This is a genomic window from Hydrogenoanaerobacterium saccharovorans, assembly GCF_016901815.1.
GTDB classification, from domain to species: Bacteria; Bacillota; Clostridia; order Oscillospirales; family Ruminococcaceae; genus Avimicrobium; species Avimicrobium caecorum.
This window is the reverse complement of the sequence record NZ_JACSNR010000011.1, coordinates 50,870-74,432: the sequence shown is the minus strand read 5'-3', so window position 1 is coordinate 74,432 and position 23,563 is coordinate 50,870. Positions and strand designations below refer to the sequence as shown.

At 57.4% G+C, this 23,563-nt stretch carries 21 protein-coding genes and 1 riboswitch; of the genes, 10 read left to right on the top strand and 11 right to left on the bottom strand.

Going from position 1 to position 23,563, the window contains the following annotated elements:
• Position 1: 1 nt before the first annotated feature.
• The 8 genes from H9X81_RS10970 to iadA form a co-directional block, all read right to left on the bottom strand.
• The gene (locus H9X81_RS10970; RefSeq protein WP_204721996.1) at positions 2-1,306 is read right to left on the bottom strand and encodes a YjiH family protein; all 1,305 of its coding nucleotides are present in this window, start codon (positions 1,304-1,306) and stop codon (positions 2-4) included.
• Between the two features lie 15 nt (positions 1,307-1,321).
• Positions 1,322-2,167: an FAD binding domain-containing protein gene (locus H9X81_RS10965; protein ID WP_224762458.1), complete on the bottom strand. Its 846-nt coding sequence runs from the start codon at positions 2,165-2,167 to the stop codon at positions 1,322-1,324.
• Positions 2,168-2,173: 6 nt separating this feature from the next.
• Complete coding sequence (locus H9X81_RS10960) at positions 2,174-2,632, bottom strand: (2Fe-2S)-binding protein (protein ID WP_191392724.1); 459 nt, start codon at positions 2,630-2,632, stop codon at positions 2,174-2,176.
• Positions 2,633-4,891: a xanthine dehydrogenase family protein molybdopterin-binding subunit gene (locus tag H9X81_RS10955; protein WP_204721994.1), complete on the bottom strand. Its 2,259-nt coding sequence runs from the start codon at positions 4,889-4,891 to the stop codon at positions 2,633-2,635.
• A gap of 353 nt (positions 4,892-5,244) precedes the next feature.
• The gene (locus tag H9X81_RS10950) at positions 5,245-5,919 is read right to left on the bottom strand and encodes a GntR family transcriptional regulator (protein ID WP_177504496.1); all 675 of its coding nucleotides are present in this window, start codon (positions 5,917-5,919) and stop codon (positions 5,245-5,247) included.
• A gap of 124 nt (positions 5,920-6,043) precedes the next feature.
• Entirely contained in the window at positions 6,044-6,886 is an 843-nt protein-coding gene (locus H9X81_RS10945; protein ID WP_204721992.1) for a DegV family protein, read from the bottom strand.
• Positions 6,887-6,917: 31 nt separating this feature from the next.
• A complete protein-coding gene (locus tag H9X81_RS10940) occupies positions 6,918-7,367 on the bottom strand; it encodes a MarR family winged helix-turn-helix transcriptional regulator (protein ID WP_177504493.1) in 450 nt (149 codons plus the stop codon).
• Positions 7,368-7,558: 191 nt separating this feature from the next.
• Entirely contained in the window at positions 7,559-8,680 is a 1,122-nt protein-coding gene (iadA, locus tag H9X81_RS10935; protein ID WP_204721990.1) for a beta-aspartyl-peptidase, read from the bottom strand.
• A 310-nt stretch (positions 8,681-8,990) separates the two neighbouring features.
• Positions 8,991-9,098: riboswitch (THF riboswitch) on the top strand.
• A gap of 87 nt (positions 9,099-9,185) precedes the next feature.
• On the opposite strand from iadA, the gene H9X81_RS10930 reads away from it, so the two are divergent.
• Positions 9,186-9,746: a folate family ECF transporter S component gene (locus H9X81_RS10930; RefSeq protein WP_177504489.1), complete on the top strand. Its 561-nt coding sequence runs from the start codon at positions 9,186-9,188 to the stop codon at positions 9,744-9,746.
• Positions 9,747-9,796: 50 nt separating this feature from the next.
• Here H9X81_RS10930 and H9X81_RS10925 read toward each other — a convergent pair whose 3' ends face one another.
• The 3 genes from H9X81_RS10925 to H9X81_RS10915 all read right to left on the bottom strand — a co-directional run bounded on the left by H9X81_RS10925 (position 9,797) and on the right by H9X81_RS10915 (position 13,166).
• Positions 9,797-11,128, bottom strand: a complete 1,332-nt coding sequence (locus H9X81_RS10925) for an MATE family efflux transporter (RefSeq protein WP_204721988.1) — start codon at positions 11,126-11,128, stop codon at positions 9,797-9,799.
• Positions 11,129-11,308: 180 nt separating this feature from the next.
• The gene (locus H9X81_RS10920) at positions 11,309-12,208 is read right to left on the bottom strand and encodes an SPL family radical SAM protein (protein WP_204721986.1); all 900 of its coding nucleotides are present in this window, start codon (positions 12,206-12,208) and stop codon (positions 11,309-11,311) included.
• 7 nt (positions 12,209-12,215) lie between these two features.
• Positions 12,216-13,166, bottom strand: coding sequence for an RluA family pseudouridine synthase (locus H9X81_RS10915; RefSeq protein WP_204721984.1), 951 nt, complete (start codon positions 13,164-13,166; stop codon positions 12,216-12,218).
• Positions 13,167-13,312: 146 nt separating this feature from the next.
• On the opposite strand from H9X81_RS10915, the gene H9X81_RS10910 reads away from it, so the two are divergent.
• The 9 genes from H9X81_RS10910 (at position 13,313) to H9X81_RS10870 (ending at position 23,555) form a co-directional block, all read left to right on the top strand.
• On the top strand, positions 13,313-14,002 hold the full coding sequence (locus H9X81_RS10910) for a JAB domain-containing protein (protein WP_204721982.1): 690 nt from the start codon (positions 13,313-13,315) through the stop codon (positions 14,000-14,002).
• A 136-nt stretch (positions 14,003-14,138) separates the two neighbouring features.
• A complete protein-coding gene (uvrB, locus tag H9X81_RS10905; RefSeq protein ID WP_177504483.1) occupies positions 14,139-16,112 on the top strand; it encodes an excinuclease ABC subunit UvrB in 1,974 nt (657 codons plus the stop codon).
• Positions 16,113-16,127: 15 nt separating this feature from the next.
• Positions 16,128-18,947 (top strand): excinuclease ABC subunit UvrA, encoded by a 2,820-nt coding sequence (uvrA, locus tag H9X81_RS10900; RefSeq protein ID WP_204721980.1) that lies wholly within the window; start codon positions 16,128-16,130, stop codon positions 18,945-18,947.
• Positions 18,948-19,045: 98 nt separating this feature from the next.
• Positions 19,046-19,204 (top strand): rubredoxin, encoded by a 159-nt coding sequence (gene rd, locus H9X81_RS10895; RefSeq protein WP_191392715.1) that lies wholly within the window; start codon positions 19,046-19,048, stop codon positions 19,202-19,204.
• Between the two features lie 281 nt (positions 19,205-19,485).
• Positions 19,486-20,199 carry a UMP kinase gene (gene pyrH, locus H9X81_RS10890; protein WP_177503784.1) on the top strand — a complete coding sequence of 238 codons (714 nt, stop codon included), beginning with the start codon at positions 19,486-19,488 and terminating at the stop codon, positions 20,197-20,199.
• Positions 20,200-20,203: 4 nt separating this feature from the next.
• A complete protein-coding gene (gene frr, locus H9X81_RS10885) occupies positions 20,204-20,758 on the top strand; it encodes a ribosome recycling factor (protein ID WP_177503786.1) in 555 nt (184 codons plus the stop codon).
• Positions 20,759-20,792: 34 nt separating this feature from the next.
• Entirely contained in the window at positions 20,793-21,521 is a 729-nt protein-coding gene (gene uppS / locus H9X81_RS10880; protein ID WP_204721978.1) for a polyprenyl diphosphate synthase, read from the top strand.
• Positions 21,518-22,354 carry a phosphatidate cytidylyltransferase gene (locus H9X81_RS10875; protein ID WP_204721976.1) on the top strand — a complete coding sequence of 279 codons (837 nt, stop codon included), beginning with the start codon at positions 21,518-21,520 and terminating at the stop codon, positions 22,352-22,354. The genes uppS and H9X81_RS10875 overlap by 4 nt, the downstream gene beginning before the upstream one ends.
• 37 nt (positions 22,355-22,391) lie before the next feature.
• Positions 22,392-23,555, top strand: coding sequence for a 1-deoxy-D-xylulose-5-phosphate reductoisomerase (locus H9X81_RS10870; protein ID WP_430673036.1), 1,164 nt, complete (start codon positions 22,392-22,394; stop codon positions 23,553-23,555).
• The last annotated feature ends 8 nt before the right edge of the window (positions 23,556-23,563 follow it).

Here is a 23,563-nt window from a genome sequence, read left to right as displayed (position 1 = left end):
ATCAATAGATAAGATTGGTGAGCAGAGCCACCAGCGGAATGGCGATGGCAGTGCGCATCAGGAAGATGAGTACCAGCTTGCCGGCGCCCAGGGGGATCTTGGAACTGAGAATGGCGTTGCCGCATTCCGAGAAGAAGATGATCTGAACGATGGAGAGCTGAACTACAAAGAAGGCAGCGGCAGCACAGGCGCCGGTACCCAAAACCAGGATGCTGGGCAGGCTGATCTCCACAATGCCGATGAGGACACTGGGAGCAGCCAGCGCTGCATCCGGTACCCCGAACAGTCCCAGAACCGGAGCCAGAGGGGCGCCGATCCACTGGAAGAGAGGGGTATAGTAGACCAGGGTGAGCACCAGCATTACAGTGGGAACCATAACGCCGATGGTTTTCTGGGCGAACTTCATGGCCTGGAGGAAGTTCTGAAGGAAGGCCTTGGCAGTGAACTGTTCACTGCGTGCAGCACCCTGTTCCACAGCCAGACGGAACCGCTCGGAAAAGCTCATTTTCCGGGTGGTGACCACCGGAGCGGAACCATCGATGCAGGTATCGGGGATCATCGAAAGGGGCGGAATCCGGATCATGATCGCACCCATGACCAGAACCAGCACAAAGCTTGCGATGAGCAGTACGCCATACATCTCCTCGATGCCGGCAATGGAAGCCAGCACGCCGATGTATCCCACGCTGATCACACTGAAGTTGGTCACCACGGCACAGGCCTGCCGGGTGGTGTATGCCTTCTGGGTGTAATACTGTTCGGTGAAGTAAACGCCCACCGAAGCCGAGGATACAAAGGAGGAGATCATATTGATGGCAGCTTCGCCCGGGAGCTTGAAGATGGGGCGCATGATGGGTTCGCACAGCACCGATACAAACTCCACGATACCCGAACGGATAATGAAGATCACCAGCGTACCAGCCAGAGCGATGGTAAAGAACACGGTGGAAGCCAGTGTCAGGATCTTACCACCGATCTCCGGATGCTGGATAAAGGGCAGATCTACATTCAGTGTAACCATCCATACCAGGATGGCACTTGCCAGGAAAAAGCCCATCTTGATGACGGGATCACCGCTGTAATACTGTTCCAGCGCCTTGATATGAAAGGCCCGGGCACCAATCAGCCCCAGGACCAGCAGGGTGCAGGAAATCACCACTACCAGTCCCAGTGCCGGTCCGAGCAGAGCCTTGATGGTATCGGTGATGAGCACCACCGGAACCTTGGAATTCTGCACCGGAACAAAGAACAGGAATACGCCGATCAAGCTGAGCAGCACAAACTTGGAAACAGACTTAGTATTCATCAAACCCGCCTCGCCTTACAGCCGGCCCAGAATCCGGTCAAAGACATCGGTGACAACACCGCGGGAAGCATAGACCTTGTAATCCCGGTCAAACTCGGGAGCTACATTCTCAGCAATGTAATCGGAGAGGAACCCAGCCACATCCAGAACATTCTGCTCATTGATGGTCTTGCCCTTCATGAAGTCACAGGCCTTCTCAAAGGCAACCGGCTTGATGGCAACAGCGCCAGCGAACATCTTCATCTCACGCACATAGTCGCCGTCCATATCCAGGCCCAGCGCAACGCCGATTCTGGAGATGGTCACCTTCTTGCGGGAGCCCAGCTTGACAAAGGCACTCTTGAAGGCGGGAACGGGGAACAGGAAGCGGATAAAGGCCTCGTTGGCTTCCAGGATGGTCTTGCCGGGACGCAGGATCACATCGGTCACCGGTACGATCCGGGTGCCGTTGGGGGAGGCGATCTCCACCTTGGCATCATACAGATACATGACGGGGATCAGGTCACCGGCGGGAGAGGCATTGCCCAGGTTGCCGCCGATGGTGCCGTTGTTGCGGATCTGCAGGGAGCCTACATCAGCAGCAGCGTCCATCAGGGCGGGCAGGTATTCCCGGACGATGGGATCATGCTCCATCTGGGTCATGGTGCAGTAAGCGCCGACCGAGATGGTATCACCCTGCTTTTCGATCTTCTTCAGCTCGGGAATGTGACCGAGGTAGCAGAGGGCATCGGGCTGAACCGCGCCGGAGTGCAGACGGATGACAAAGTCAGTGCCGCCGCCGACAATCTTGCTCTCAGGGGTGAGGGCAGCCAGGCTGGCAGGCAGCTCAGCCATGGTCTTGGGTGCATAGGATTTCATCATAAATCGTTACGCCTCCTCGGAAGTTCTCTTTACTGCGCGCAGGATCTGGGTGTAGCCCGAGCAGCGGCAGATATTGCCGGCGAGGGCGTTGCGGATCTCAGTCTCAGTGGGGTGGGGGTTGTGCATGAGCAGAGCCTTGGTGGACATGATCATGCCGGTGGTGCAGAAACCGCACTGGATGGCAGTTTCCTCAATGAAGATCTTCTGGATCTTGTCCAGTTCCCCATTCTGCTCCAGACCTTCGATGGTCAGGACGCTCTTGCCTTCCAGCTGGCAGGCAAGCACCAGGCAGGAGTGCATGGCCTCGCCGTCGATGATGACGGTGCAGGCGCCGCACTCACCCTCGCCGCAGCCTTCCTTGGTACCGGTGAGGCCCAGGTCCTCCCGCAGGAGATCCAGCAGGCGCTTGTCCGGGCTTACTTCCAGCTCGGTGGGACGGCCGTTGAGAATAAAGTTCAGTGTCATTTATCTTTCCTCCCGATTCTTCAGGTAAGCAGTGATCTTGTCAGGGGTCAGGGGCAGGTCGTTCAGATCGCTCTGCAGAGCGTCGTTGACCGCGCCAACCACAGCGGCGGAAGCCGGAACATGGCATACCTCACCGATGGTCTTGGCGCCGAACGGACCCTCTGTGTTGTGGTTCTCGATGAGCTCGACCCGTACGCTGGGAGCCTCGAAGGAGTTGAGCAGATGGTAGTCCTTGAGGTTGGCGAAGGGAACACCGTTGGGACGGTAGTGCACATGCTCGGTCAGAGCAGCGCCGGCGCCCATAACAGATGCGCCCTGGGTCTGAGCGATGCAGATCTCCCGGTTGATAGCCTGACCGATATCCTGTACAGCCAGGTAGTCGAGAATCTTGACCATACCGGTGTAGGTGTCCACCTCTACATAGGCGAAGTGACCGCCGCATACGCCGGGGTTATCCTTGCTCACATACTCATAGGAGGCAAAGATCTCGTGCTGGTAGCGCTGCTGGGAAGCATAAACCAGATCGCTCCAGGTGTAAACCACATCGGGCTCCTTGGTGGAGTAAACAGTCATGCCGTCCAGAACTACATCGGCTACATCACAGCCCCGCTCGACAGCGAAGTGCTCCTTGATGCGCTCCTTGAGCAGCTTGGCGCATTCCTGGGTGGCACGGCCCATTACATAGGTGGTACGGCTGGAGAAGCAGCCTACGAAGTCCTGAGGAGTTACGGCAGTATCACCCTCCTGGATGCGTACCTGATCCACTTCGATGCCCAGCTCTTCCGCAGCGATCATCTTGAAGGCGGTTACAGTACCGCAGCCATGGTCATGCAGGGTAACGCCGCAGCGAACGGTGCCGCTCTCGGTTACGCACATATCCACACGGGTGTAGTCCGGCTTGGCAGGATAGAAGCCGTTTACATGACCGCCCAGGCTGACGCCCATACCACGCTTGTAGCGCTTGTTCTGAGCGTTGAACTCAGCGATCTCCTTCTTGCGGTTCTCCCAGTCAAACTTCTCACGGCCCAGTTCCAGTACCTGACGGCCCTTGAAGTCGCCCAGGTTCAGGCCGGTGGACAGCTCGATGTCGCCCTCATGGATGACATTCTTCAGACGCAGCTCGATGGGGTCGATGCCCAGCTTGCGGGCTGCCATGTTCATGCCGTGCTCGAAGTTGATGTTGAACTCCGGCGAGCTCCAGCCACGGAAGGCACCGCTGACAATGGTGTTGGTCAGGGCAACCTGAGCGTGGAAGGTCTCATGGGGATAGCGGTATGTACGGAAGAACTTGCTTCCCAGGGTGCGGGCGTAGTTGATGGAGTTGCCCAGATAAGCGCCGGCATCCAGCAGCAGGTCACAGTCCACATCCTGGAGCTTGCCGTCCGGAGTGAAGGTGAACTTGTTCTTGAAGTACATGGGAGCGCGGCAGTAGGTGGAGCGGATGCTCTCCTCACGGTTGTAGACCAGCTTGACCGGACGCTTTACCCGCAGGGCAGCAGCAGCTACCAGCGGCTCCAGAACCCACTCCTGCTTACCGCCGAAGCTGCCGCCCATGGTGGTCTTTACGACACGGACCTTGTTGTAGTCCATATCGAACAGATCCGCAATAAAGGAACGGATGCCGTAAACGGTCTGGTTGGGGGAGTAGATGGTCAGTTCACCCTGGCTGTCGAACTCAGCCACAGCGGCATGAGTTTCCATAGCCATATGATTGATGCGGTCGATGTGAGTGGTGGTGTCCACTTCCACAAAGGTGCCGTCATTTTCCGGACGGGTGCCGACTTCATTGGCGATGGAGCCGAATACCGAGCCATGCTCATCCATGTTGTCGATCTTACCCTCGAGAGTTTCATGGGCGTCCAGAGCAAAGGAATACTCCTCGTACTCAACCTCGATGAGGGAAACAGCCTTGCGGGCGATCTCCTCGGTGGTGGCAACAACGGCAGCGATCCGGTCGCCGACGAAGCGCACATGCTGGTTGAAGATCCGCTCGGTATGGATCAGATCCTGGCGGTACTGGGAGTGATAACGGTTGTACTCCTTCTGGCAGGTGTTGCCGTAGTAGAGCACATCCACTACGCCCGGCAGTTCCATTGCCTTGGAATAGTCGAGCTTCTTGACGAAGCCATGGGGAATCTTGCTGAACAGCACAGCCATGTGGAGCATACCCTTCAGCTCCATATCGCCGGCGTAAACAGTACGGCCTGTGGCCTTGCCCAGGGCATCGTGAATGGGATACGATTTACCTACGTGTACCATATAAACCTCCTTGCAAATACCCGGTGCGTTGTATACCATTTTATAAAAATAAGCATACCAATCGCTATTTTGCACTGCTTACTATAGCCTTTGAATTGGTCTATGTCAAGAAGCTGTGATATTTTTTTAACCCAATTGGGAAGTTTTTGGTTAAGATGATAAATTGGGTGAAAATATCCCGGTTTTCCTCACAATTATCGCTATTTTTTGCAAAATACAGCGACAAAAAGGCCGGATCTGTTTTTGTACAGAGCGACAAGAAATTTTGAATTGGTATAGATAAAATAAAAAGAGTGCCGGGGATTCCGACGCTCTGAAAAGCTGGTTTTGGATCATTTACTGGAAAATTCCGGTCAAAGAGGACGGCGCAGGGACTGGTACTTGTAGCTGTCGCCGGGGTGATAGCTGCGGCAGAACATCATCACCTGATCGCCGGAGGAGAAGTAGCTTTTGATCTGGAGAATGGGAGAGCCGGTTTCCACCTTGAGCAGCAGTGCGGTGTTGTGCAGGCAGAGCAGGGCTTCCACATCCTCATAGACGGTGAGATCGGGATAGCCCGATTCCGCTGCCATCCGGCTGAGCCCCTTGGTATAGAATTCCCGTCCCACAGTGGGGAAGAAATCCGGGTGGAAGTAGATGTCCTCATAGGCGTAGGGCTGATGTCCGATGCGGCGTACCCGGCGCAGACGCCAGTAGCTGCGGCTGGGATCGAGACCCAGCATCTTGTAGCCATAGCTGCCTTCGGAGCAGAGCTTGCAGCTGACGATCTTGACAGCGTTTTCCCCGGCTTCCAGCAGCAGGTCCGGCTTGGAGCTCTTGGCTGTGGTGAGGAAGGTGCCGCTGCCCTTCCGCCGGATCAGCAGACCTTCATACATCAGTTCTTCGATGGCCTTGCGCACGGTCATACGGCTCACACCCAGCTGGGCAGCCAGTTCCCGTTCCGCCGGGATCGCCTGTTCCGGCTTGTATTCCCCGGAGCGGATGCGCTCCATCAGGTAGTCTTTGATCTCCAGATACTTCTTCTGCATGTCGGCCTCCCGGAAAGTAGTTGATCTTGCTTTTTCCATTGTACCACAAACCGGAAAAACCGCAAGGCGCAAAAAATGACCCGTCCGCCGGGCAGAACCGGGGGACGGGTCGGGTGAAAACGATTTACTTTTCCTTCCAGAAGCAGGCAATGGCAACACAGCCGTCGCCGATATGGGTGCCGATGACCGGGCCGATGCCCTGGGTCATCTCCTCGCCCCAGGTGGCCTTTTCTGCCAGCATGGAGCGCACTTCCACCGCACCCTCGGGATTGTCCGAGTGGATAAAGCCGATGGGGAGGGAGGCATCGAATCCGGTTTCTGCCACATAGTCCACCATCCAGCGGGCAGCGGCTTTGATGCCCCGTGCCTTGTGGAGGATGGAGATATGACCGTCCTTGATGAGGACCACCGGCTTGATATTGAGCATACCGCCCAGGATGGTGACCGTTGCCGAGAGCCGTCCGCCCTTGTGCAGGTACTCCAGCGTATTCATGCAGCAGATAATCACCAGCCGTTCCCGGATCTTTTCCAGATAGTCAGCGATCTCATCCACTGTATGGCCTTCGTCCCGCATGCGGCAGGCGATCCGTACCATCATGGCAAAGGCGGTGGTAGCCAGAGAGCTGTCCACTACCCGGATCTTGCCGGTATACTGCTCTGCTGCCACACAGGCGGACTGATAGGTGCCGCTGAGATTCTTGGAGATGGTCATCACCAGCAGTTCACTGCCGTCCGCACCCAGACGCTCATATACCTCCAGGAAGGTGGCGGGATTGATCTGACTGGTGTGGGGCAGTTCCTTGGAGGCACGCAGCCGCTGGAAGAATTCCTCCTTGGTGATGTCGATGCCGTCCCGGAAGATCTCCTCGCCGAACTGGACGGTCAGCGGGATCATTTCGATCCCCAGTGCCTGACGCTCCTCCGGCTCAAAATCGCAGGTGCTGTCTACAATAATTTTTACGCTCATAATCTATATCCTCGCAGTAGTTTTGGCTGGTTCACCGTGCTTCCCGGGTTTCAGTGAAGAAGTTCGATACGATCTCCAGCGCCGAAACCAGGGTATCCAGTTCTTCCGGCGGGAGCTTTTCCATCACTGCATCTACCATTTTACGATGAAATGCCGAGTGATATTCGTTGGCAGCCAGTCCCTTTTCAGTGGGGATCACATAGACCATACGCATATCATTGAGGCGTTTTTCCCGTTTGAGGTATCCCTTGTTTGCCAGGGTTTTCACCGCTACGGTGAGCGATCCCACCGTGATGCCCAGCCGTTTGGAGATGGCGCTCATGGAGCTGCTGTCCCCGCAGGCGATCACGGCCTCGATGACATGGAACTCACTCACCGAGAGATTGGAAAACTCATGGCTGCTGGAAAGGGCCCGATCCTCCAGCTGCAGGATCGTATTGAAGGCGTTGACCAGGAATGTATTGATTTTTTCACGCTGCATGCAGGGGTACCTCCTTATGCGGGTGGTAACAATGGCTTGTGCTTTGAATTTCAAAGAGTATCTAACAATATATCACTCACAGGCAGTTTTGTCAAGGAAGGCGCCGCAACTTTTTCCAGTATTTGCGAAAGGCCGCAAAGAGGGAAAAGGACCTGACAAGCAGGCCCTTTTCACAAGCATGCGGGAATGGATTACTTTTCGAAGTATCCCTTGACGATGGGTTTTCCTTCCGCCATCATCTTCTTGCCCTTGGCATACATCTCATAAAGCTTCAGCTCGTCGCCGTCCAGAACCAGGATATCAGCATCGCTGTCCGGCTTCAGGCAGCCCTTGCGGGGATAGAGGTTCAGTGCCTTGGCTACATTGACAGTACAGGGCTTGAGAGCCTCTTCCAGCGGGAGACCCTGCTCCAGATGCAGTGCCACCATGGTTTCATAGACACCGGTGCTCTCCGCCGCCTTGATGCCGATGAGCTCGTTCTTCTCGTTCCATACGGGCATACTGCCGTTGGAGTCGGAGCTCATGGTCACGCTGCCATCGGGAGCTTCTGCCATGAATTCCTTCATAATGGCAGCGCAGCCGGAGGGCGGCGAAGCGGTAAAGTCCACATAACCGCCCATCTTTGCCAGCTTCATCATATCCTTGAGATTGTTCTTGGCATGGGTGGGACGGAAGGTCTTGACGGGAATATCGGTCTTTTCAATGATCTTGAATACATCCTTGAGGCCCTTCTTGCCGGCGCCCATGTGGATGTGTACCACGCCCGGTTTCTTGCCTACCAGACCAGCCACACGGGCAGCGGCAGCCAGCTTGGTGAGTTCCTTGCGGGTGATGCCGGCATAGCGGTGGTCGGAGATGCAGATCTTCACGCCGATGACCTCATCGATCAGGGCAATATCCCGGCCCACAGAACCAGTGACAGTGGGGGAGGGATAGTCATAGGAACCGGTGTAGCAGTAAGCAGTCAGGCCTTCTTCGTTGAGGGCCTTGACCTTGGCGAGCAGGCTTTCCACATTTCGGGAGATGGAGTCGGTGCCCAGAACGCCCACAACGGTGCAGACACCACCGCGTACCAGATCCGAGAGACCGACTTCGGTTACCTTGCTGGTGAAGCCGCTCTCACCGCCGCCGCCGGTGACATGGATATGCTGGTCAATGACGCCGGGGATTACCTTGCGGCCCTCGAGGTCCACCACTTCGGTGCCGGGATAATCGAAGTCGATATGCTCTGCAATGTCCACGATTTTGTCATTGCAGATGAGGATATCGGCCTTGCCGATGTGTTCAGGGGCATAGACGTCGCCGTTTTTCAAAAGACGGAACATAGTATCAAATCCTTTCTGTATGGGACAGAGTAAAAAGCAGAGCCAGATCTCTTTCACCATTTGTTACATATTATTATACCATGGAATCGGGACGGAGAAAATGCATTTTCAGCCAATAAAAACTGCGTTTTTTCGTCTGATACGCCAAAAAAGGGGTGGTGTATGGTCGAAATCTGCCGCCGGGAAACAAAATGCCTTCGTTTGCTGTCCTGGGAGGGATTCTTCGGGGCGTGCCTTGTCAGAATATGCCGGATATGCTACAATAAATAACCGGACTGGGAAAAGTCCGCCTTTCATTAGCAGAGTAGATGGCCAGGCGTCAAGTGCCGCAGGGACGGGGAGTTGCCGTGCGGACGAAAAACCGGTGGAAAACCGGTTTGCGGTCGGGCTGTCGCATCCCGCTGTTACAATTTCAAAGATCGGTGCAGGCTCTGCGGCAGCGTGTGCCTTTCCTGACTGTACAGCAAATTTATGAAAGTTAGGAGGCACTGCTATGAAGTTAATCGATTCCTTCCGGCGTTCGGCGGCGCAGCTTCGTGATCTGCGTTCCCTCACCGGCGCGTCGCTTCTGTTGGCGCTGAGCATCCTGCTCACCTATTTCTTCCGCCTGGATTTCGGCGGCTCCCTGAGTGTGGGGCTTTCCTTCAATGCCACCGCCCTGATGGGAATGCTGTTCGGACCGGTGGTCACCGGCCTTGCCAACGGCCTGGGGGACATCATCAAATGTGTTCTCAAGCCCCAGGGTCCCTATTTCTTCGGCTACACTTTTAATGCCATGCTGGCAGGTGTGATCTACGGCGTGTTCCTCTATGGGAAAAAGCCCACCCTGCTGCGTGTGGTGGCAACCAAGGCCACCATCAACATCGTCATCAATGCCTTTCTTGCCACCCTGTGGATGGCACTGCTGGGCGGCAAGGGCTTCTATGCCATGATCCCGGTGCGGGTCATCAAGAACCTCACCATGATCCCCATCGAGTCGGCGATCCTCTATGCGGTGCTCAACGCCGCTTCCCAGGCACTGCGCCGGGCCGGCTATTATAAAATAAGAGAATAAACAGAACCCCGGGCGCTGTCTGGCCGCAAAGACAGTGTCCGGGGGATTTTTTATTGCGCGGGGGCTGCTTCCATCGAGCGGACGGTCCGCCGGAGCAGCGCTGCCACTGCCAGAAAGACGAGCACTTCGGTGAGCGGCATGGCGTACCAGATGGCATCGGGGCCGAGAAGTGCCGGAAGCAGCAGGATCAGCGAGCCGCTGATGAGGGCGCCCCGGGACACGGCGATACCGAAGGAGAGCTCCGCCCGGAGGACCGACTGGAAGAAGTAGGTGGAGAAGATGTTGAGAGGGAGCAGCAGGAAGGAGAGGGCATAGGCCCGGAGAATTGCCGGAGCGATGGCGAGGACTTCCGGCGAGGGCGCCATAAAGACCTTCACGAAGGCCAGGGGAGCAGCCCAGACTGCCGCGGTCCAGGCGATGCCGAAGCAGATCGAGGCGGTGACAGCCAGGCGCAGGAGCTGCCGGATGCGGGAATAGAGCCCGGCACCGAAGTTCTGGGAGAGGATGGGCTGGGCCGCCTGTCCCACACTGTAACCGCAGCACTGGACAATGGTGCTGACATTGACGATGATGCCGTAGACCGCCAGGGCGTCCGAGCCGAGCAGGCGCATGATCTGACGGTTGAAGAGCATGGTGAGAATGCCCATGGCGACATCGATGAAGAAGGAGGAGAATCCGGCAGCGGCGATGCGTCCGAACAGTCCGGGCAGCCCGGGAGCGGGCATGAGCCGGAGGGTGCAGTGCCGGGAGAAGAAGTGGGAGAGCAGAATGCACAGCTGAATGATGGCTCCCAGGGAGGTGGCAAGTCCCGCGCCGTAGATGCCCATATCCAGCAGGAAGATGAAGCAGTAATCCCCGGCGACATTGAAGATACCGCCGGCAAGCACAGCGGCGGTGGTGAGACCCGGACGGCTGTCATTGCGCAGGAAGGCGGAGAGCAGCTGGTTGAACAGAAAGACCGGCACGGCGAAGGAGACCGGGCGCAGGTATTCCATCGCCAGCGGGAGCAGAGCGTCATCGGCGCCGAACAGCCGCAGCATGGGTTCCGGCAGCAGGAGGATCAGCCCCCAGCAGAGCGCCGAAAGCCCGGCGCAGAGCAGCACAGCGGCAGTGAAGAAGCGGTTCTCGGTGCCGTCGTTCCGGCTGCCCCGGGCGGCGGCAAAGAGGATCGAGCCACCGATGCCGGCGAGCAGCCCCAGGCTGTAAATGATGTTCCAGATGGGCGCGAATATGGCCAGAGCGGCGGCGCCGTCCGGCCCCTGGTACTGCCCCACCATGGCGGTATCCACCAGCCCGTAGATGGAGCTGATCATGGCACTGCCGAAGGCGGCGCTGAGATAGCGCAGATAGATGGTCCGGATATTTCCGGTGAGAAGATCCATGATGATTCCAAACCCCTTTTTCAGATACTTTTGCGGACAAACAAAAAAGAGCCGGATAAACAGCAGGCGTTCCAGCCTGACTGCTTATCCAGCTCCTCATTTCAAAGTGAATGATTCACCCTCCGCAACAACTGCCATTATAGCAGTGATTCGCATCTTGTCAAGGGGCTTTTTTACAGCTCAGAACAGCGAGAGCTGGGTGCCCCGGGTCTGTTCCTCCCATTCCCGCAGCTTGCGGTGATAGTCGGTGCTGACTCCGTAAAAGGCTGTGAGCGCCCGGATCTTCTCATAGAGCATCCGGCGGTATTCCCGGTCCAGGTGTCCGGAGGCGTAGAGCCGTGCCAGACCCGCTTCCACATCGGGGAAGTTCTGCCGCACACAGTCAAAGAACGTGCCCCGGGTCAGTCCCCGGAGATTCAGGGTGCCGGGCAGCCAGTAGTCAGCGCCGATCTCCCGGGTGGCTTCGATCAGCCCGGTGAGGTTTTCGGTGCTGTCGGTGATGAGAGGGATCACCGGCATGGAGTGGACTCCCACCACAGCCCGGGTGCACCGGGCAAATTCCCGGAGCATCTCCAGCCGGGCCCGAGAAGGAGCGGCGCCGGGTTCGATCACCCGCCGCACCGGTTCGTCCAGGGTGGTGACGGTGGAGGCGATGCCCACATAGGTCAGCCGGGAGAGCTCATCAAAGAGATCCAGATCCCGGAGCATCAGCACCGACTTGGTGGAGATGGTGATGGGATTGCGGTAGCGGATCATCAGGCGCAGGATCTCGGGCATCCGCTTTTCCCGGGCCTCCACCGGCTGATAGCTGTCGGTGACTCCGCCGATGTTGATCACCGCCCCGTTCCAGTGCGGGGAGGCCAGCCGCCGTTCCAGCAGTTCCACGATGTTTTCCTTGATGAAGATGTCCTCAAAGAAGTTGGTCTCCCCGGCCTGGGGTTTCAGGAACTCCTGGGAGTAGATGGCAAAGCAGTACCGGCACCGGTGGGCACAGCCCCGGTAGATGTTGAGGTCATAGTCATAGGGGTCGCCGCCCACATGGTTGAGCGCCTGCCGGGCTGTGATGCGGTGGATCTGCATGGCAGCATCACTTCCTGTCCCGGAGATAGCGGGCAAAGGGGTCCTCTCCCACGGTGAAGGTGCGTCCGTTCAGGTAGTCCAGCGGGGCGCTGTCCCCTTCAAACCGGAAGGTGAGCGACCAGGCACAGAGCGCCTGGAACCGAAAGCCCAGATCGTTCTTCATGGAGGAGTATTTGCCTTCGCCCACCAGCGGGTGACCGATCTCCGCCATGGTGGCACGGATCTGATGGGTGCGTCCGGTGATGAGGTGCACCTCCAGCAGCGAATAGCGCCCATTGCTGTCCAGCACCTTGTATTCGGTGATCATGGTGCGCCCGTCCGGCACCGGGTGATGGAACACCTCGATGCGGTTTTCGTCCGAACGCTTGCGCATAAACAGTTCAATGCGCCCCTCTGCCGGCTTGGGGGTGCCGTGTACCAGACAGCGGTAGCGTTTGTCGATCTGGCGCAGCTTGATCTTCTCATTCATCACCCGCAGGGCGGCGGCGGTCTTGGCACAGATCACCAGACCGGAGGTGTTGCGGTCGATGCGGTTGCACAGGGAGGGGGTAAAGCTCTGTTCCGTTGCCGGGTCGTATTCTCCCTTTTCTGCCAGATACCGCAGAATGCGCCCAATGAGGGTGTCCGGGGTCTGGCTCTCGTCCCCATGCACCACCAGACCGGCAGGCTTGTTCACCAGCAGCAGGTGCTCGTCCTCATAGACGATGGGCACCATCGGCCCGGCAAAACGGAAGCTCTCCTCCGGGGCGGTATCGAAGAATTCATCGCCGATGTACATCTCCACCACATCGCCGGCAGTCAGGCGGGTGGAGATTTCACACCGCTTGCCGTTTAACTTGATGCGTTTCAGACGAAGATATTTGTACATCAGGCTTTTGGGCAGCAGCGGCACCGCCTTGGTGATGAATTTGTCCATGCGCTGTCCGGCATCGTTCTCCCGGATGGTAAAGCTCCTCATGCAAAGTCCTCCTGTGATGTTCTCCCCTCATCATACCACCCGCCCGGGAAAATGTCACTATGTCACTTTCCTATGGCGGCGGGATATGCTAAAATAGGACAGAGAACATGCCTTTTTATGGCACAGCAGGGAGGAGGCCGCCAATCATGCCGCAGAATGATGTGGATCACAGACAGCATCGCCAGCGCCTGAAGGAGCGCTTTCTCCAGGAGGGACTGGACAGCTTCGACCCGGTGAATATCCTGGAGCTGATGCTGTTCTATGCCATTCCCCAGGGTGACACCAATCCCACAGCCCACCGGCTGCTGGATACCTTCGGTTCCCTGTCCGGCGTGATGAACGCCAGTGTGGAAAATCTCTGCCAGGTCAAGGGTGTGGGACAGCATGCCGCCACCCTCATCAAGCTGTTCGCGGCGGTGGTGCGTCCCTATCTGGACGATGCCAACCGGGGCGGTGTGGTGCTCCAGTCCACCGATGAGATCTGCCGCTATCTGCTCCCCAAGTTTGCCGGGCGCACGGTGGAGACCTTCTATCTGGTCTGCCTGGACGGACGCCGCCGGGTGAACTACTGCGGAATCCTCAGTGAGGGCACTCTGGACAGTGTGCCGGTGTTTGTGCGGCAGATCGTGGAAAAGGTGTTGGCTGTGCACGCCAGCTTTGTGATCATGGCGCACAACCACCCATCCGGGTTCGCCCTGCCGTCCCGGGCGGACATCGATACCACCCGGGAAGTGATTCGGGCGCTGGGGCCGTTGTCGGTTTCGGTGGTGGACCACATTGTCGTATCTGGCGAGGACTGTGTTTCCTTCCGGGATTCCGGCTTCCTGAACCGGTGACAAAACGAAAATGCCCTTGCACAGCCAGGGCTTGTGTGATATAGTAAGGAATGAACATTTGTTCTGAAATTCTGCCGCCGCGGCCTCACTGGAGGGCCGGGGCGGAACTGCTGATGCGGGAAAGGAGAGTGAACCCATGGCAGAAAAGGACCGGTTTGAACTGGTATCCCCCTATAAACCCACCGGTGACCAGCCCCAGGCCATTGAAAAGCTGGCAGCGGGGGTGCTGGCCGGGGACAAGGAACAGACCCTGCTGGGTGTAACCGGCTCGGGCAAGACCTTTACTATGGCGAATGTCATAGCCAAGGTGAACCGTCCCACCCTGGTGCTGGCCCACAACAAGACGCTGGCAGCCCAGCTCTGCAGTGAGTTCAAGGAGTTTTTCCCCAACAACGCGGTGGAATACTTTGTATCCTACTACGACTACTATCAGCCCGAGGCCTATATCCCCGGGACCGATACCTATATAGAAAAGGACAGCGCCATCAATGATGAGATCGAAAAGCTGCGGCATTCGGCGACTTCGTCCCTGTCCGAGCGGCGGGATGTCATCATTGTGGCGAGTGTATCCTGCATCTACACCCTGGGCGACCCCATCGACTACCGCAACATGGTGATCTCCCTGCGCAAGGGCATGACCATGGAGCGGGACTATCTCACCAAAAAGCTGGTGGAGCTGCAGTATGAGCGCAACGACATCAACTTTATCCGCAACAAGTTCCGGGTGCGGGGCGATGTGGTGGAGATCTTCCCGGCTTATCAGTCGGATACAGCGGTGCGGGTGGAGTTCTTCGGCGATGAGGTGGACCGCATCTCGGAGATCAACACCATCACCGGTGAGGTGAAGAACTTTGTCAGCCATGCGGCGATCTATCCGGCGTCCCATTACATCGTGCCGGCAGACAAGATGAAGGAGGCCATTGAGGACCTCAGGGCCGAGGCAGATGAGCGGGTGAAGTTCTTCCGGGAACAGGGCAAGCTCATCGAAGCCCAGCGCATTGCCGAGCGCACCAACTACGATATTGAAATGCTCACCGAGATCGGCTTCTGCAAGGGCATTGAGAACTATTCCCGGGTGCTGTCCCGGCGTCCGGCGGGATCGGTTCCCTATACGCTGCTGGACTACTTCCCCGAGGACTTCCTGCTCTTCGTGGACGAAAGCCATGTGACGCTGCCCCAGGTGCGGGGCATGTACGGCGGCGACCGCTCCCGGAAGCAGACCCTGGTGGACTATGGATTCCGGCTGCCGTCGGCGCTGGACAACCGTCCGCTGAACTTTGACGAGTTCTACAACAAGCTCAACCAGATCATCTATGTGTCGGCGACCCCGGGTGAGCTGGAGAAGGAACACAGCACCCAGATCGTGGAACAGGTGATCCGTCCCACCGGCCTGCTCGACCCGATGGTGGAGGTCCGTCCGGTGGATGGCCAGATCGACGACCTGCTCTCGGAGATCAATGCCCGGGTGGCAGTGGGCGAGCGGGTGCTGGTGACCACCCTCACCAAGAAGATGGCGGAGGATCTCACCACCTATCTGGAAAACCTCGGCGTGCGCATCCGGTACATGCACCACGATGTGGACACCATTGAGCGTATGGAGCTGATCCGGGATCTGCGCCTGGGCGAATACGATGTGCTGGTGGGCATCAACCTGCTGCGTGAGGGCCTGGATATTCCCGAGGTATCGCTGGTGGCGATCCTCGATGCGGACAAGGAGGGCTTCCTGCGCAGTGAAACCTCGCTGATCCAGACCATCGGACGCGCCGCCCGGAATGACCATGGCAAAGTCATCATGTATGCGGATGCAGTCACCGGATCGATGGAGCGGGCGATCACCGAAACGCTCCGCCGCCGGGCCATCCAGCAGAAATACAACGAGGAGCACGGCATCACCCCCCAGACCATCAAGAAGGATGTCCGGGAAATTCTGGAGATCTCCACCAAGGAGTCGGCAGAGTCCAAGGGGAAGAAGAAGCGCATGAGCGCTGCCGAGCGCCAGGCGATGATCCAGCAGCTGACGCTGGAGATGCAGAATGCCGCCAAGATGCTGGAATTCGAGCATGCGGCCTATCTGCGTGACAAGATCAAGAAGCTCAAGGAACAGAAGTAAGTCGGGAGGCTTATTGTGGCAAAGGATAAAATCATCATCAAGGGTGCCAAGGAGCACAACCTGAAAAATATTGACCTGGAGATCCCCCGGGACAAGCTGGTGGTATTCACCGGCCTGTCCGGTTCGGGCAAGAGTTCGCTGGCGTTCGATACCATCTACGCTGACGGACAGCGCCGGTATATGGAGAGCCTTTCCTCCTATGCCCGGCAGTTCCTGGGACAGATGGAAAAGCCCAATGTGGACTATATCGAAGGCCTTTCCCCGGCGATTTCCATCGACCAGAAAACCACTTCCAAGAACCCCCGTTCCACTGTGGGTACCGTCACCGAGATCTACGACTATCTGCGTCTGCTCTATGCCCGGATCGGTATTCCGCACTGTCCCATCTGCGGCAAGGTGATCGAGCAGCAGACGGTGGATCAGATGGTGGACCGGGTGCTGTCCCTGCCGGAGGGAACCCGGATTCAGATCCTGGCTCCGGTGGTGCGCCAGCGCAAGGGCGAGCACGCCAAGGAGTTTGAATCGGCCCGGCGCAGCGGTTATGTCCGGGTGCGGGTGGACGGCAATCTCTACGACCTCTCGGAGGAGATCAAGCTCGAGAAGAACAAGAAGCACACCATCGAGATTGTGGTGGACCGTCTGGTAGTCAAGGAGGAGATCCGTTCCCGTCTGGCGGATTCGCTGGAAACTGCCCTGGGCCTCACCGGCACCATTGCGGTGGTGAATGTCATCGACGGTGAGGACATCACCTTCTCCCAGCAGTATGCCTGTGTGGATCACGGTGTCAGCATCGAGGAGCTCACCCCGCGGATGTTCTCCTTCAATAACCCCGCCGGTGCCTGTCCCAAGTGTACCGGTCTGGGCACCTTCATGAAGATCGACCCCGATCTGGTGATCCCCAATAAGGAGCTCTCCATCCGGCAGGGCGCCATCAAGGCCAGCGGCTGGTACTTTGCCGAGGGCGGTATGGCCCAGATGTACTATGAGGGCCTGGCAGAGCACTACGGCTTCTCGCTGGATACCCCGATCAAGGATCTGCCCAAAAAGGTAGTGGATATCCTGCTCTACGGAAACGGCGGCGAAAAGCTGACCATCCGCCGGGAAACCGGCACCATGAAGGGGGCATACAGCACCGATTTCGAGGGCATTGTCAACAATCTGGAGCGGCGCTTCCGGGAGACCAGCAGCAACTGGATGCGGGAGGAGATCGCCGGCTGGATGAGCAGCATCGAATGCCCCGAGTGCCATGGCGCCCGCCTGAAGAAGGAGGCGCTGGCTGTAACAGTCGGCGGCATCAACATCAACCAGTTCTGTGAGATGTCGGTGGGGGACGAGCTGGAGTTCATCAACCATCTGGAGCTCACCGAACGGGAACAGCTCATTGCCGGTCAGGTGCTCAAGGAGATCCGCTCCCGTCTGGGCTTCCTGGTGAATGTGGGCCTGGACTATCTGACCCTGGCCCGGTCGGCAGCGACCCTCTCGGGTGGCGAGAGCCAGCGCATCCGTCTGGCGACCCAGATCGGTTCCTCCCTGATGGGCGTGCTGTATATCCTGGACGAGCCGAGCATCGGCCTGCACCAGCGGGATAACGACCGGCTCATTGCCACCCTGCAGCGGCTGCGGGACCTGGGCAATACTGTCATCGTGGTGGAACACGATGAGGATACCATCCGGGCTGCGGATTACATCGTGGACATCGGCCCGGGTGCCGGCGTCCACGGCGGCAATGTGGTGGCAGCCGGTACCGCCGAGGACATCATGGCCTGTCCCGAATCGGTGACCGGACAGTACCTCTCGGGCGCAAAGAAGATCGAAGTGCCTGCCCAGCGCCGTCCCGGAAACGGCAAGTTCCTCACCATCCGGGGTGCCCGGGAAAACAACCTCAAGAATGTGGATGTCCAGATTCCGCTGGGCTGCTTCAATGTGGTCACCGGCGTATCCGGCTCGGGCAAGAGCTCGCTGATCAACGAGATTCTCTACAAGTCGCTGGCGGCCCGGCTCAACGGTGCCAAGACCCGTCCCGGCAAGCACAAGGATATTCTGGGCGTGGAGGAGCTGGACAAGATCATCAACATCGACCAGTCCCCCATCGGACGGACCCCCCGTTCCAACCCGGCGACCTACACCGGCGTGTTCACCGACATCCGGGAGGTGTTCGCCCAGACCAATGACGCCAAGATGCGCGGCTACAATTCGTCCCGGTTCTCCTTCAATGTCAAGGGCGGACGGTGCGAAGCCTGTGACGGCGACGGCATTATCCAGATCGAGATGCACTTCCTGCCGGACATCTATGTCCCCTGTGAAGTGTGCAAGGGCAAGCGCTACAACCGGGAGACCCTGGAGGTCAAGTACCGGGGCAAGAATATCTACGATGTGCTGGAGATGACGGTGGAGGAGGCGCTGGCCTTCTTCGAGAACCACCAGAAGATCCGCCGCAAGCTCCAGACCCTCTACGATGTAGGTCTGGGCTATGTGAAGCTGGGACAGGCGGCAACCACCCTGTCCGGCGGCGAGGCCCAGCGGGTCAAGCTGGCAACCGAGCTCTCCCGCCGTCCCACCGGACGCACCATCTATGTGCTGGATGAACCCAGCACCGGCCTGCATACTGCCGATGTGCACATGCTGGTGAAGGTACTGGACCGCCTGGTGGATGCGGGCAATACCATTGTGGTGATCGAGCACAACCTGGACATCATCAAGGTGGCGGATCACATCATCGATCTGGGTCCCGAAGGCGGCGACCGGGGCGGCGAAGTGCTGATCTGCGGCACTCCCGAGGAGGTTGCAGCCTGCGATCGTTCCTACACGGGAAAATATTTGAAAAAGTATTTGTAAATCGTTCCTGATTTGTTTATAATATAGGCGGGCATATATGGTATCATATATGCAGCGGCCCGATTCAGGGACTGAGAAAAATTTAGGAGGTAATTATTATGGCAAAGTATGTTTGCACCGTTTGCGGTTATATCTATGACGAGGCAGTAGGCGAGCCCGATAACGGCATCGCTGCTGGCACCAAGTGGGAGGATCTCCCGGACGATTATGTCTGCCCGCTGTGCGGCGTAGGCAAGGATATGTTCGAGAAGGAATAATCCACAGCCGAACCTGTGATACGCAGAAAAAGTCCATGCGGAAGAAAAAGCTCCGTATGGGCTTTTTTGTTAAAAATAAAGTTTCCTGCTGGAAAGACCGGAACCGGCGGTTGATTTTAACCGGGAAAGATTATATAATAAACCGGAATGTGTCCGGAATGCGCGGTCAAGACAGCTGTCCGGACGGTAAAATGTTCTTTACAGCAGTGGCGGATTAGGGTAAAATATGGGTAGTATCGTGGCAGAGTCCGCCATGTAATGAAACGATAGGAGTGACAGGTATGGAGCCCAAATACAAGCGAGTCCTGCTCAAACTGAGCGGCGAAGCCCTGGCCGGTGATGGTCATGTGGGAATTGATTACGACAATACAGTGCTTTCCATCTGCAGATCCATCAAGGAATGTGTGGATCTGGGTGTGGAAGTGGCAATCGTAGTCGGCGGAGGCAACTTCTGGCGGGGCCGTTCCAGCGGCAGCATGGACCGTACCCGGGCAGATCACATGGGTATGCTGGCTACTGTGATCAATGCCCTCGCCCTCTGTGACGCACTGGAGTCCATGGGCGTGGATGTACGGGTTCAGACTGCCATCGCCATGACTTCGGTTGCCGAGCCCTATATCCGCAACCGTGCGGTACGGCATCTGGAAAAGGGCAGGGTAGTAATCTTCGGCTGCGGCGTGGGAAGTCCTTTCTTCTCCACCGATACAGCATCTTCGCTGCGTGCGGCTGAGATCAATGCCGATATTATCCTCAAGGCCACTCTGGTGGATGGCGTTTATGACAAGGACCCCCATAAGTATGATGATGCGGTACGGTATGAGGAACTCTCCTTCAGTGAGATGCTGGCAAAGGATCTGGCAGTAATGGATCTCACCGCCGCCACCATGTGCAAAGATAACCATATCCCTGTCATGGTATTCAGTCTGGAAGATCCCCACAATATTGTCCGTGCGGTTTGCGGCGAAGATGTGGGTACAATAGTCAAGGAGGCATAACAGTATGAACTCGAATCTCAAGGTATATGATGAAAAGATGAACAAGTCGGTGGATATCCTGGCAAAGGATTATGCCGCCATCCGGGCCGGTCGTGCCAACCCTGCCGTGCTGGACAAGGTAACCGTAGAATATTACGGCGCTCCCACTCCCATCAACCAGATGGCAGCAGTATCGGTAACCGAAGCCCGTACTCTCACCATTCAGCCCTGGGACCGCAGCACTCTGAAGGAGATCGAAAAGGCGATCCAGACTTCGGATATCGGCATCAATCCCCAGAACGATGGCAGTGTGATCCGTCTGGTATTCCCGCCTCTCACTGAGGAACGCCGTAAGGAACTGAGCAAGGGTATTTCCAAGCAGGGTGAGGATGCCAAGGTTGTAATCCGCAACATCCGCCGGGATGCCATGGATAAGTTCAAGGCCATGAAGAAGTCGGGCGAACTGACCGAAGATGATCTCAAGGCCATTGAAAAGGAAACCCAGGACCTGACTGACAAGTACTGCAAGCAGATCGATGAGATGGCAGCAGCCAAGTCCAAGGAAATTCTCGAGATCTGAGCATACAGCCGGAAGTAAAAAAGGAGTACCCCGCATGGCGGAACAGAAGCAAACAGGCGGCATGCTGCCGGAACATATCGGAATTATCATGGACGGCAATGGTCGCTGGGCCCAGAAACGGGGTCTGCCCCGTTCCGCCGGACACAAACAGGGCGCCCGTACCTTCCGGGAGATCGTGCGGTACTGCCGGAGCATCGGAATCCGGTATCTGACAGTCTATGCCTTTTCCACCGAGAACTGGAAGCGTCCCCAGAGTGAGATCGATGCGATCATGAACCTGCTCCGGGACTATCTGGATGAGCTGGAGCGCCACAGCGATGAGGAGCAGGGTGTCCTGCGCTTTATCGGGGATATGGCGCCGCTGGCAGAGGATCTCCGGCAGCGCATCACGGATGTGCAGGAGCGCACCGCCGGACGGGAGGGCATCACTGTCAATATTGCCCTCAATTACGGCGGACGGCATGAGATCGTCCATGCGGTGCAGCAGGCAGTGAGCCTGGCCCGGCAGGGAACTCTCACCCCCGAAGCGGTGGATGAGGCACTGGTGGACAGCCTGATGTATACAGCGGGTCAGCCGCCGGTGGATCTCATTATCCGTCCCAGCGGGGAACAGCGGATCTCCAACTTCCTGCTCTGGCAGGGAGCCTATGCGGAGTTTGTCTTTATGGATGTGCTCTGGCCTGATTTTACCCCGGGAGATCTGGATCGGGCCATAGCGGAATTTCAGCGGCGAAGCCGGCGTTTTGGAGGGATTTCATCTTGAAGCAGAGAATCATCACAGCCTGTGTAGGTCTTTGTGTATTGGCTGTGGTGCTGGCTAAATTCGATACATGGGCACTGAATCTGGCAGTTTCAGTGATTTCCCTGCTGGCTGTGGGTGAGGTACTGCATGTCATTGATTCGGGCAGCCGTACTCTCACCGGCATCGGCCTGATCTTTTCCGTCCTGATCCCCTTTTCCCGGATCGCGGCGATCCGGGCTGTGCTGCCCATCATTATCTATGCCTTTATTGTGGCACTGTTCTGCCTGCTTCTGGCCCGGCATGAAAAAATGCATGTGGAAGAAGTTGCCATGACGGTGTTCATCTGTATCCTGATCCCGCTGTCCCTGTCGACTATCATCGGCATCCGGGATCACCGGGGAATTGTACAGGGCTTTTACTATACAGTATTTGCCCTGATGGCAGCCTGGATGGCAGATACCGGCGCCTATTTTGCCGGTCTCAAGTTCGGCAAGCATAAGATGTCCCCGAAGATCAGCCCCAAAAAGACCGTGGAAGGTGCCATCGGCGGCGCGGTAACTGCCCTGGTATTCACCCTGCTGTTCTCCTGGATGTATGCCGAAGGCGTCACCGAGATCCTCGGAGTCCCGGTGGAGGTTAACTACCTGCGCATTGCTCTGCTCTCGCCGGTACTGACTGCCTCCAGCATTCTGGGAGATCTCTCGGCATCGGTGCTCAAGCGGCAGTACGGCGTCAAGGATTATGGCTCCATCATGCCGGGACACGGCGGAATCATGGACCGGTTTGACAGCGTACTGTTTGTGTTGCCGGCTGTGTTCCTGCTGTCGGTATACCTGCCGCTGATCCAGCTTTGAGTATGAAACGGCATCCAGTTGAATAGAGTAAGATCGGGTGGTTTATTTGAAACAAATTGCGATTCTGGGCTCTACCGGCTCCATTGGCACACAGGCACTGGATGTGTGCAGACATCTTGGATATTCAGTCGTCGCCATCACAGCCAACCGTGATGTGGACGGCATTGCGGCGCAGGCGAGGGAGTTTCTTCCTCGCTACGCTGTTATGTACGATAAAATTGCGGCAGCCCGGCTGCGGGAAGAACTTGCCGGCACCGGAATTACCGTGCTGGAAGGGGAGGAAGGGCTCTGTCAGGCGGCTTCGATGCCCGAGGCAGAACTGGTTCTCAATTCCCTCAGCGGTATGGTGGGACTGCGTCCGACCCTGGCGGCTCTGGAGGCGGGCAAGACTGTGGCCCTTGCCAACAAGGAGACGCTGGTGGCAGGCGGACGGCTCATCACCGATACAGCCCGGCGCTGCGGCGGACGGCTGATCCCGGTAGACAGCGAACACACAGCCATCTTCCAGTGCATACAGGGCGAGGAACAAAACAAAATAAAAACGATCCTGCTCACTGCTTCGGGCGGTCCGTTCTTCGGAAAGACCCGGGCAGAAACCGAGCATGCGGAGGTTGCCAAGGCACTGGCCCATCCCAAATGGAACATGGGGCAGAAGATCACAGTGGATTCCGCCACCCTCATGAATAAGGGTCTGGAATTCATCGAGTGCATCTGGAACTTCGGTGTGCGTCCGGAGCAGATTGAAGTGATTGTCCACCCCGAAACCATCATCCATTCGGCAGTGGAGTTTGAGGACGGCTCGGTCATGGCACAGCTCAGCGATCCGGATATGAAGCTCTCGATCCAGTATGCGCTGACCTATCCCCATCGCTGTCCCAGTACGGTGAAGCACCTGAGCCTCACCGATGTGGGGAAAATGACCTTTTATCCGCCGGATCTGCAGGAGTTCCCCTGTCTGGCGATGGCAATCGAAGCCATTACCCAGGGCGGACTGCACCCCTGTATCCTCAACGGCGCCAATGAGGAGGCAGTCCATGCCTACCTCCGGGGAGAGATCTCCTTCGGCGCCATTGCCCGGACGGTGCGGTATGCCCTGGATCATGTTGATCCGGGCAGTGATGCCTATACACTGCCGGAGATCCTGGCAGCGGATCAGGCAGCCCGGGCGTGTGCCCGGCAGTATATTTCCACAAAGGAGTGATTTCCGGT

What these genes read in the sequence shown, in the direction of transcription:
- H9X81_RS10960 (WP_191392724.1), bottom strand. Translation starts at nt 2,632, where the DNA reads ATGACACTGAACTTTATTCTCAACGGCCGTCCCACCGAGCTGGAAGTA.
- H9X81_RS10945 (WP_204721992.1), bottom strand. Translation starts at nt 6,886, where the DNA reads ATGAGCGTAAAAATTATTGTAGACAGCACCTGCGATTTTGAGCCGGAG.
- uvrB (WP_177504483.1), top strand. Translation starts at nt 14,139, where the DNA reads ATGGCAGAAAAGGACCGGTTTGAACTGGTATCCCCCTATAAACCCACC.
- H9X81_RS10970 (WP_204721996.1), bottom strand. Translation starts at nt 1,306, where the DNA reads ATGAATACTAAGTCTGTTTCCAAGTTTGTGCTGCTCAGCTTGATCGGC.
- H9X81_RS10910 (WP_204721982.1), top strand. Translation starts at nt 13,313, where the DNA reads ATGCCGCAGAATGATGTGGATCACAGACAGCATCGCCAGCGCCTGAAG.
- H9X81_RS10915 (WP_204721984.1), bottom strand. Translation starts at nt 13,166, where the DNA reads ATGAGGAGCTTTACCATCCGGGAGAACGATGCCGGACAGCGCATGGAC.
- H9X81_RS10920 (WP_204721986.1), bottom strand. Translation starts at nt 12,208, where the DNA reads ATGCAGATCCACCGCATCACAGCCCGGCAGGCGCTCAACCATGTGGGC.
- uppS (WP_204721978.1), top strand. Translation starts at nt 20,793, where the DNA reads ATGGCGGAACAGAAGCAAACAGGCGGCATGCTGCCGGAACATATCGGA.
- H9X81_RS10940 (WP_177504493.1), bottom strand. Translation starts at nt 7,367, where the DNA reads ATGCAGCGTGAAAAAATCAATACATTCCTGGTCAACGCCTTCAATACG.
- H9X81_RS10925 (WP_204721988.1), bottom strand. Translation starts at nt 11,128, where the DNA reads ATGGATCTTCTCACCGGAAATATCCGGACCATCTATCTGCGCTATCTC.
- H9X81_RS10930 (WP_177504489.1), top strand. Translation starts at nt 9,186, where the DNA reads ATGAAGTTAATCGATTCCTTCCGGCGTTCGGCGGCGCAGCTTCGTGAT.
- frr (WP_177503786.1), top strand. Translation starts at nt 20,204, where the DNA reads ATGAACTCGAATCTCAAGGTATATGATGAAAAGATGAACAAGTCGGTG.
- H9X81_RS10965 (WP_224762458.1), bottom strand. Translation starts at nt 2,167, where the DNA reads ATGATGAAATCCTATGCACCCAAGACCATGGCTGAGCTGCCTGCCAGC.
- rd (WP_191392715.1), top strand. Translation starts at nt 19,046, where the DNA reads ATGGCAAAGTATGTTTGCACCGTTTGCGGTTATATCTATGACGAGGCA.
- pyrH (WP_177503784.1), top strand. Translation starts at nt 19,486, where the DNA reads ATGGAGCCCAAATACAAGCGAGTCCTGCTCAAACTGAGCGGCGAAGCC.
- H9X81_RS10950 (WP_177504496.1), bottom strand. Translation starts at nt 5,919, where the DNA reads ATGCAGAAGAAGTATCTGGAGATCAAAGACTACCTGATGGAGCGCATC.
- H9X81_RS10955 (WP_204721994.1), bottom strand. Translation starts at nt 4,891, where the DNA reads ATGGTACACGTAGGTAAATCGTATCCCATTCACGATGCCCTGGGCAAG.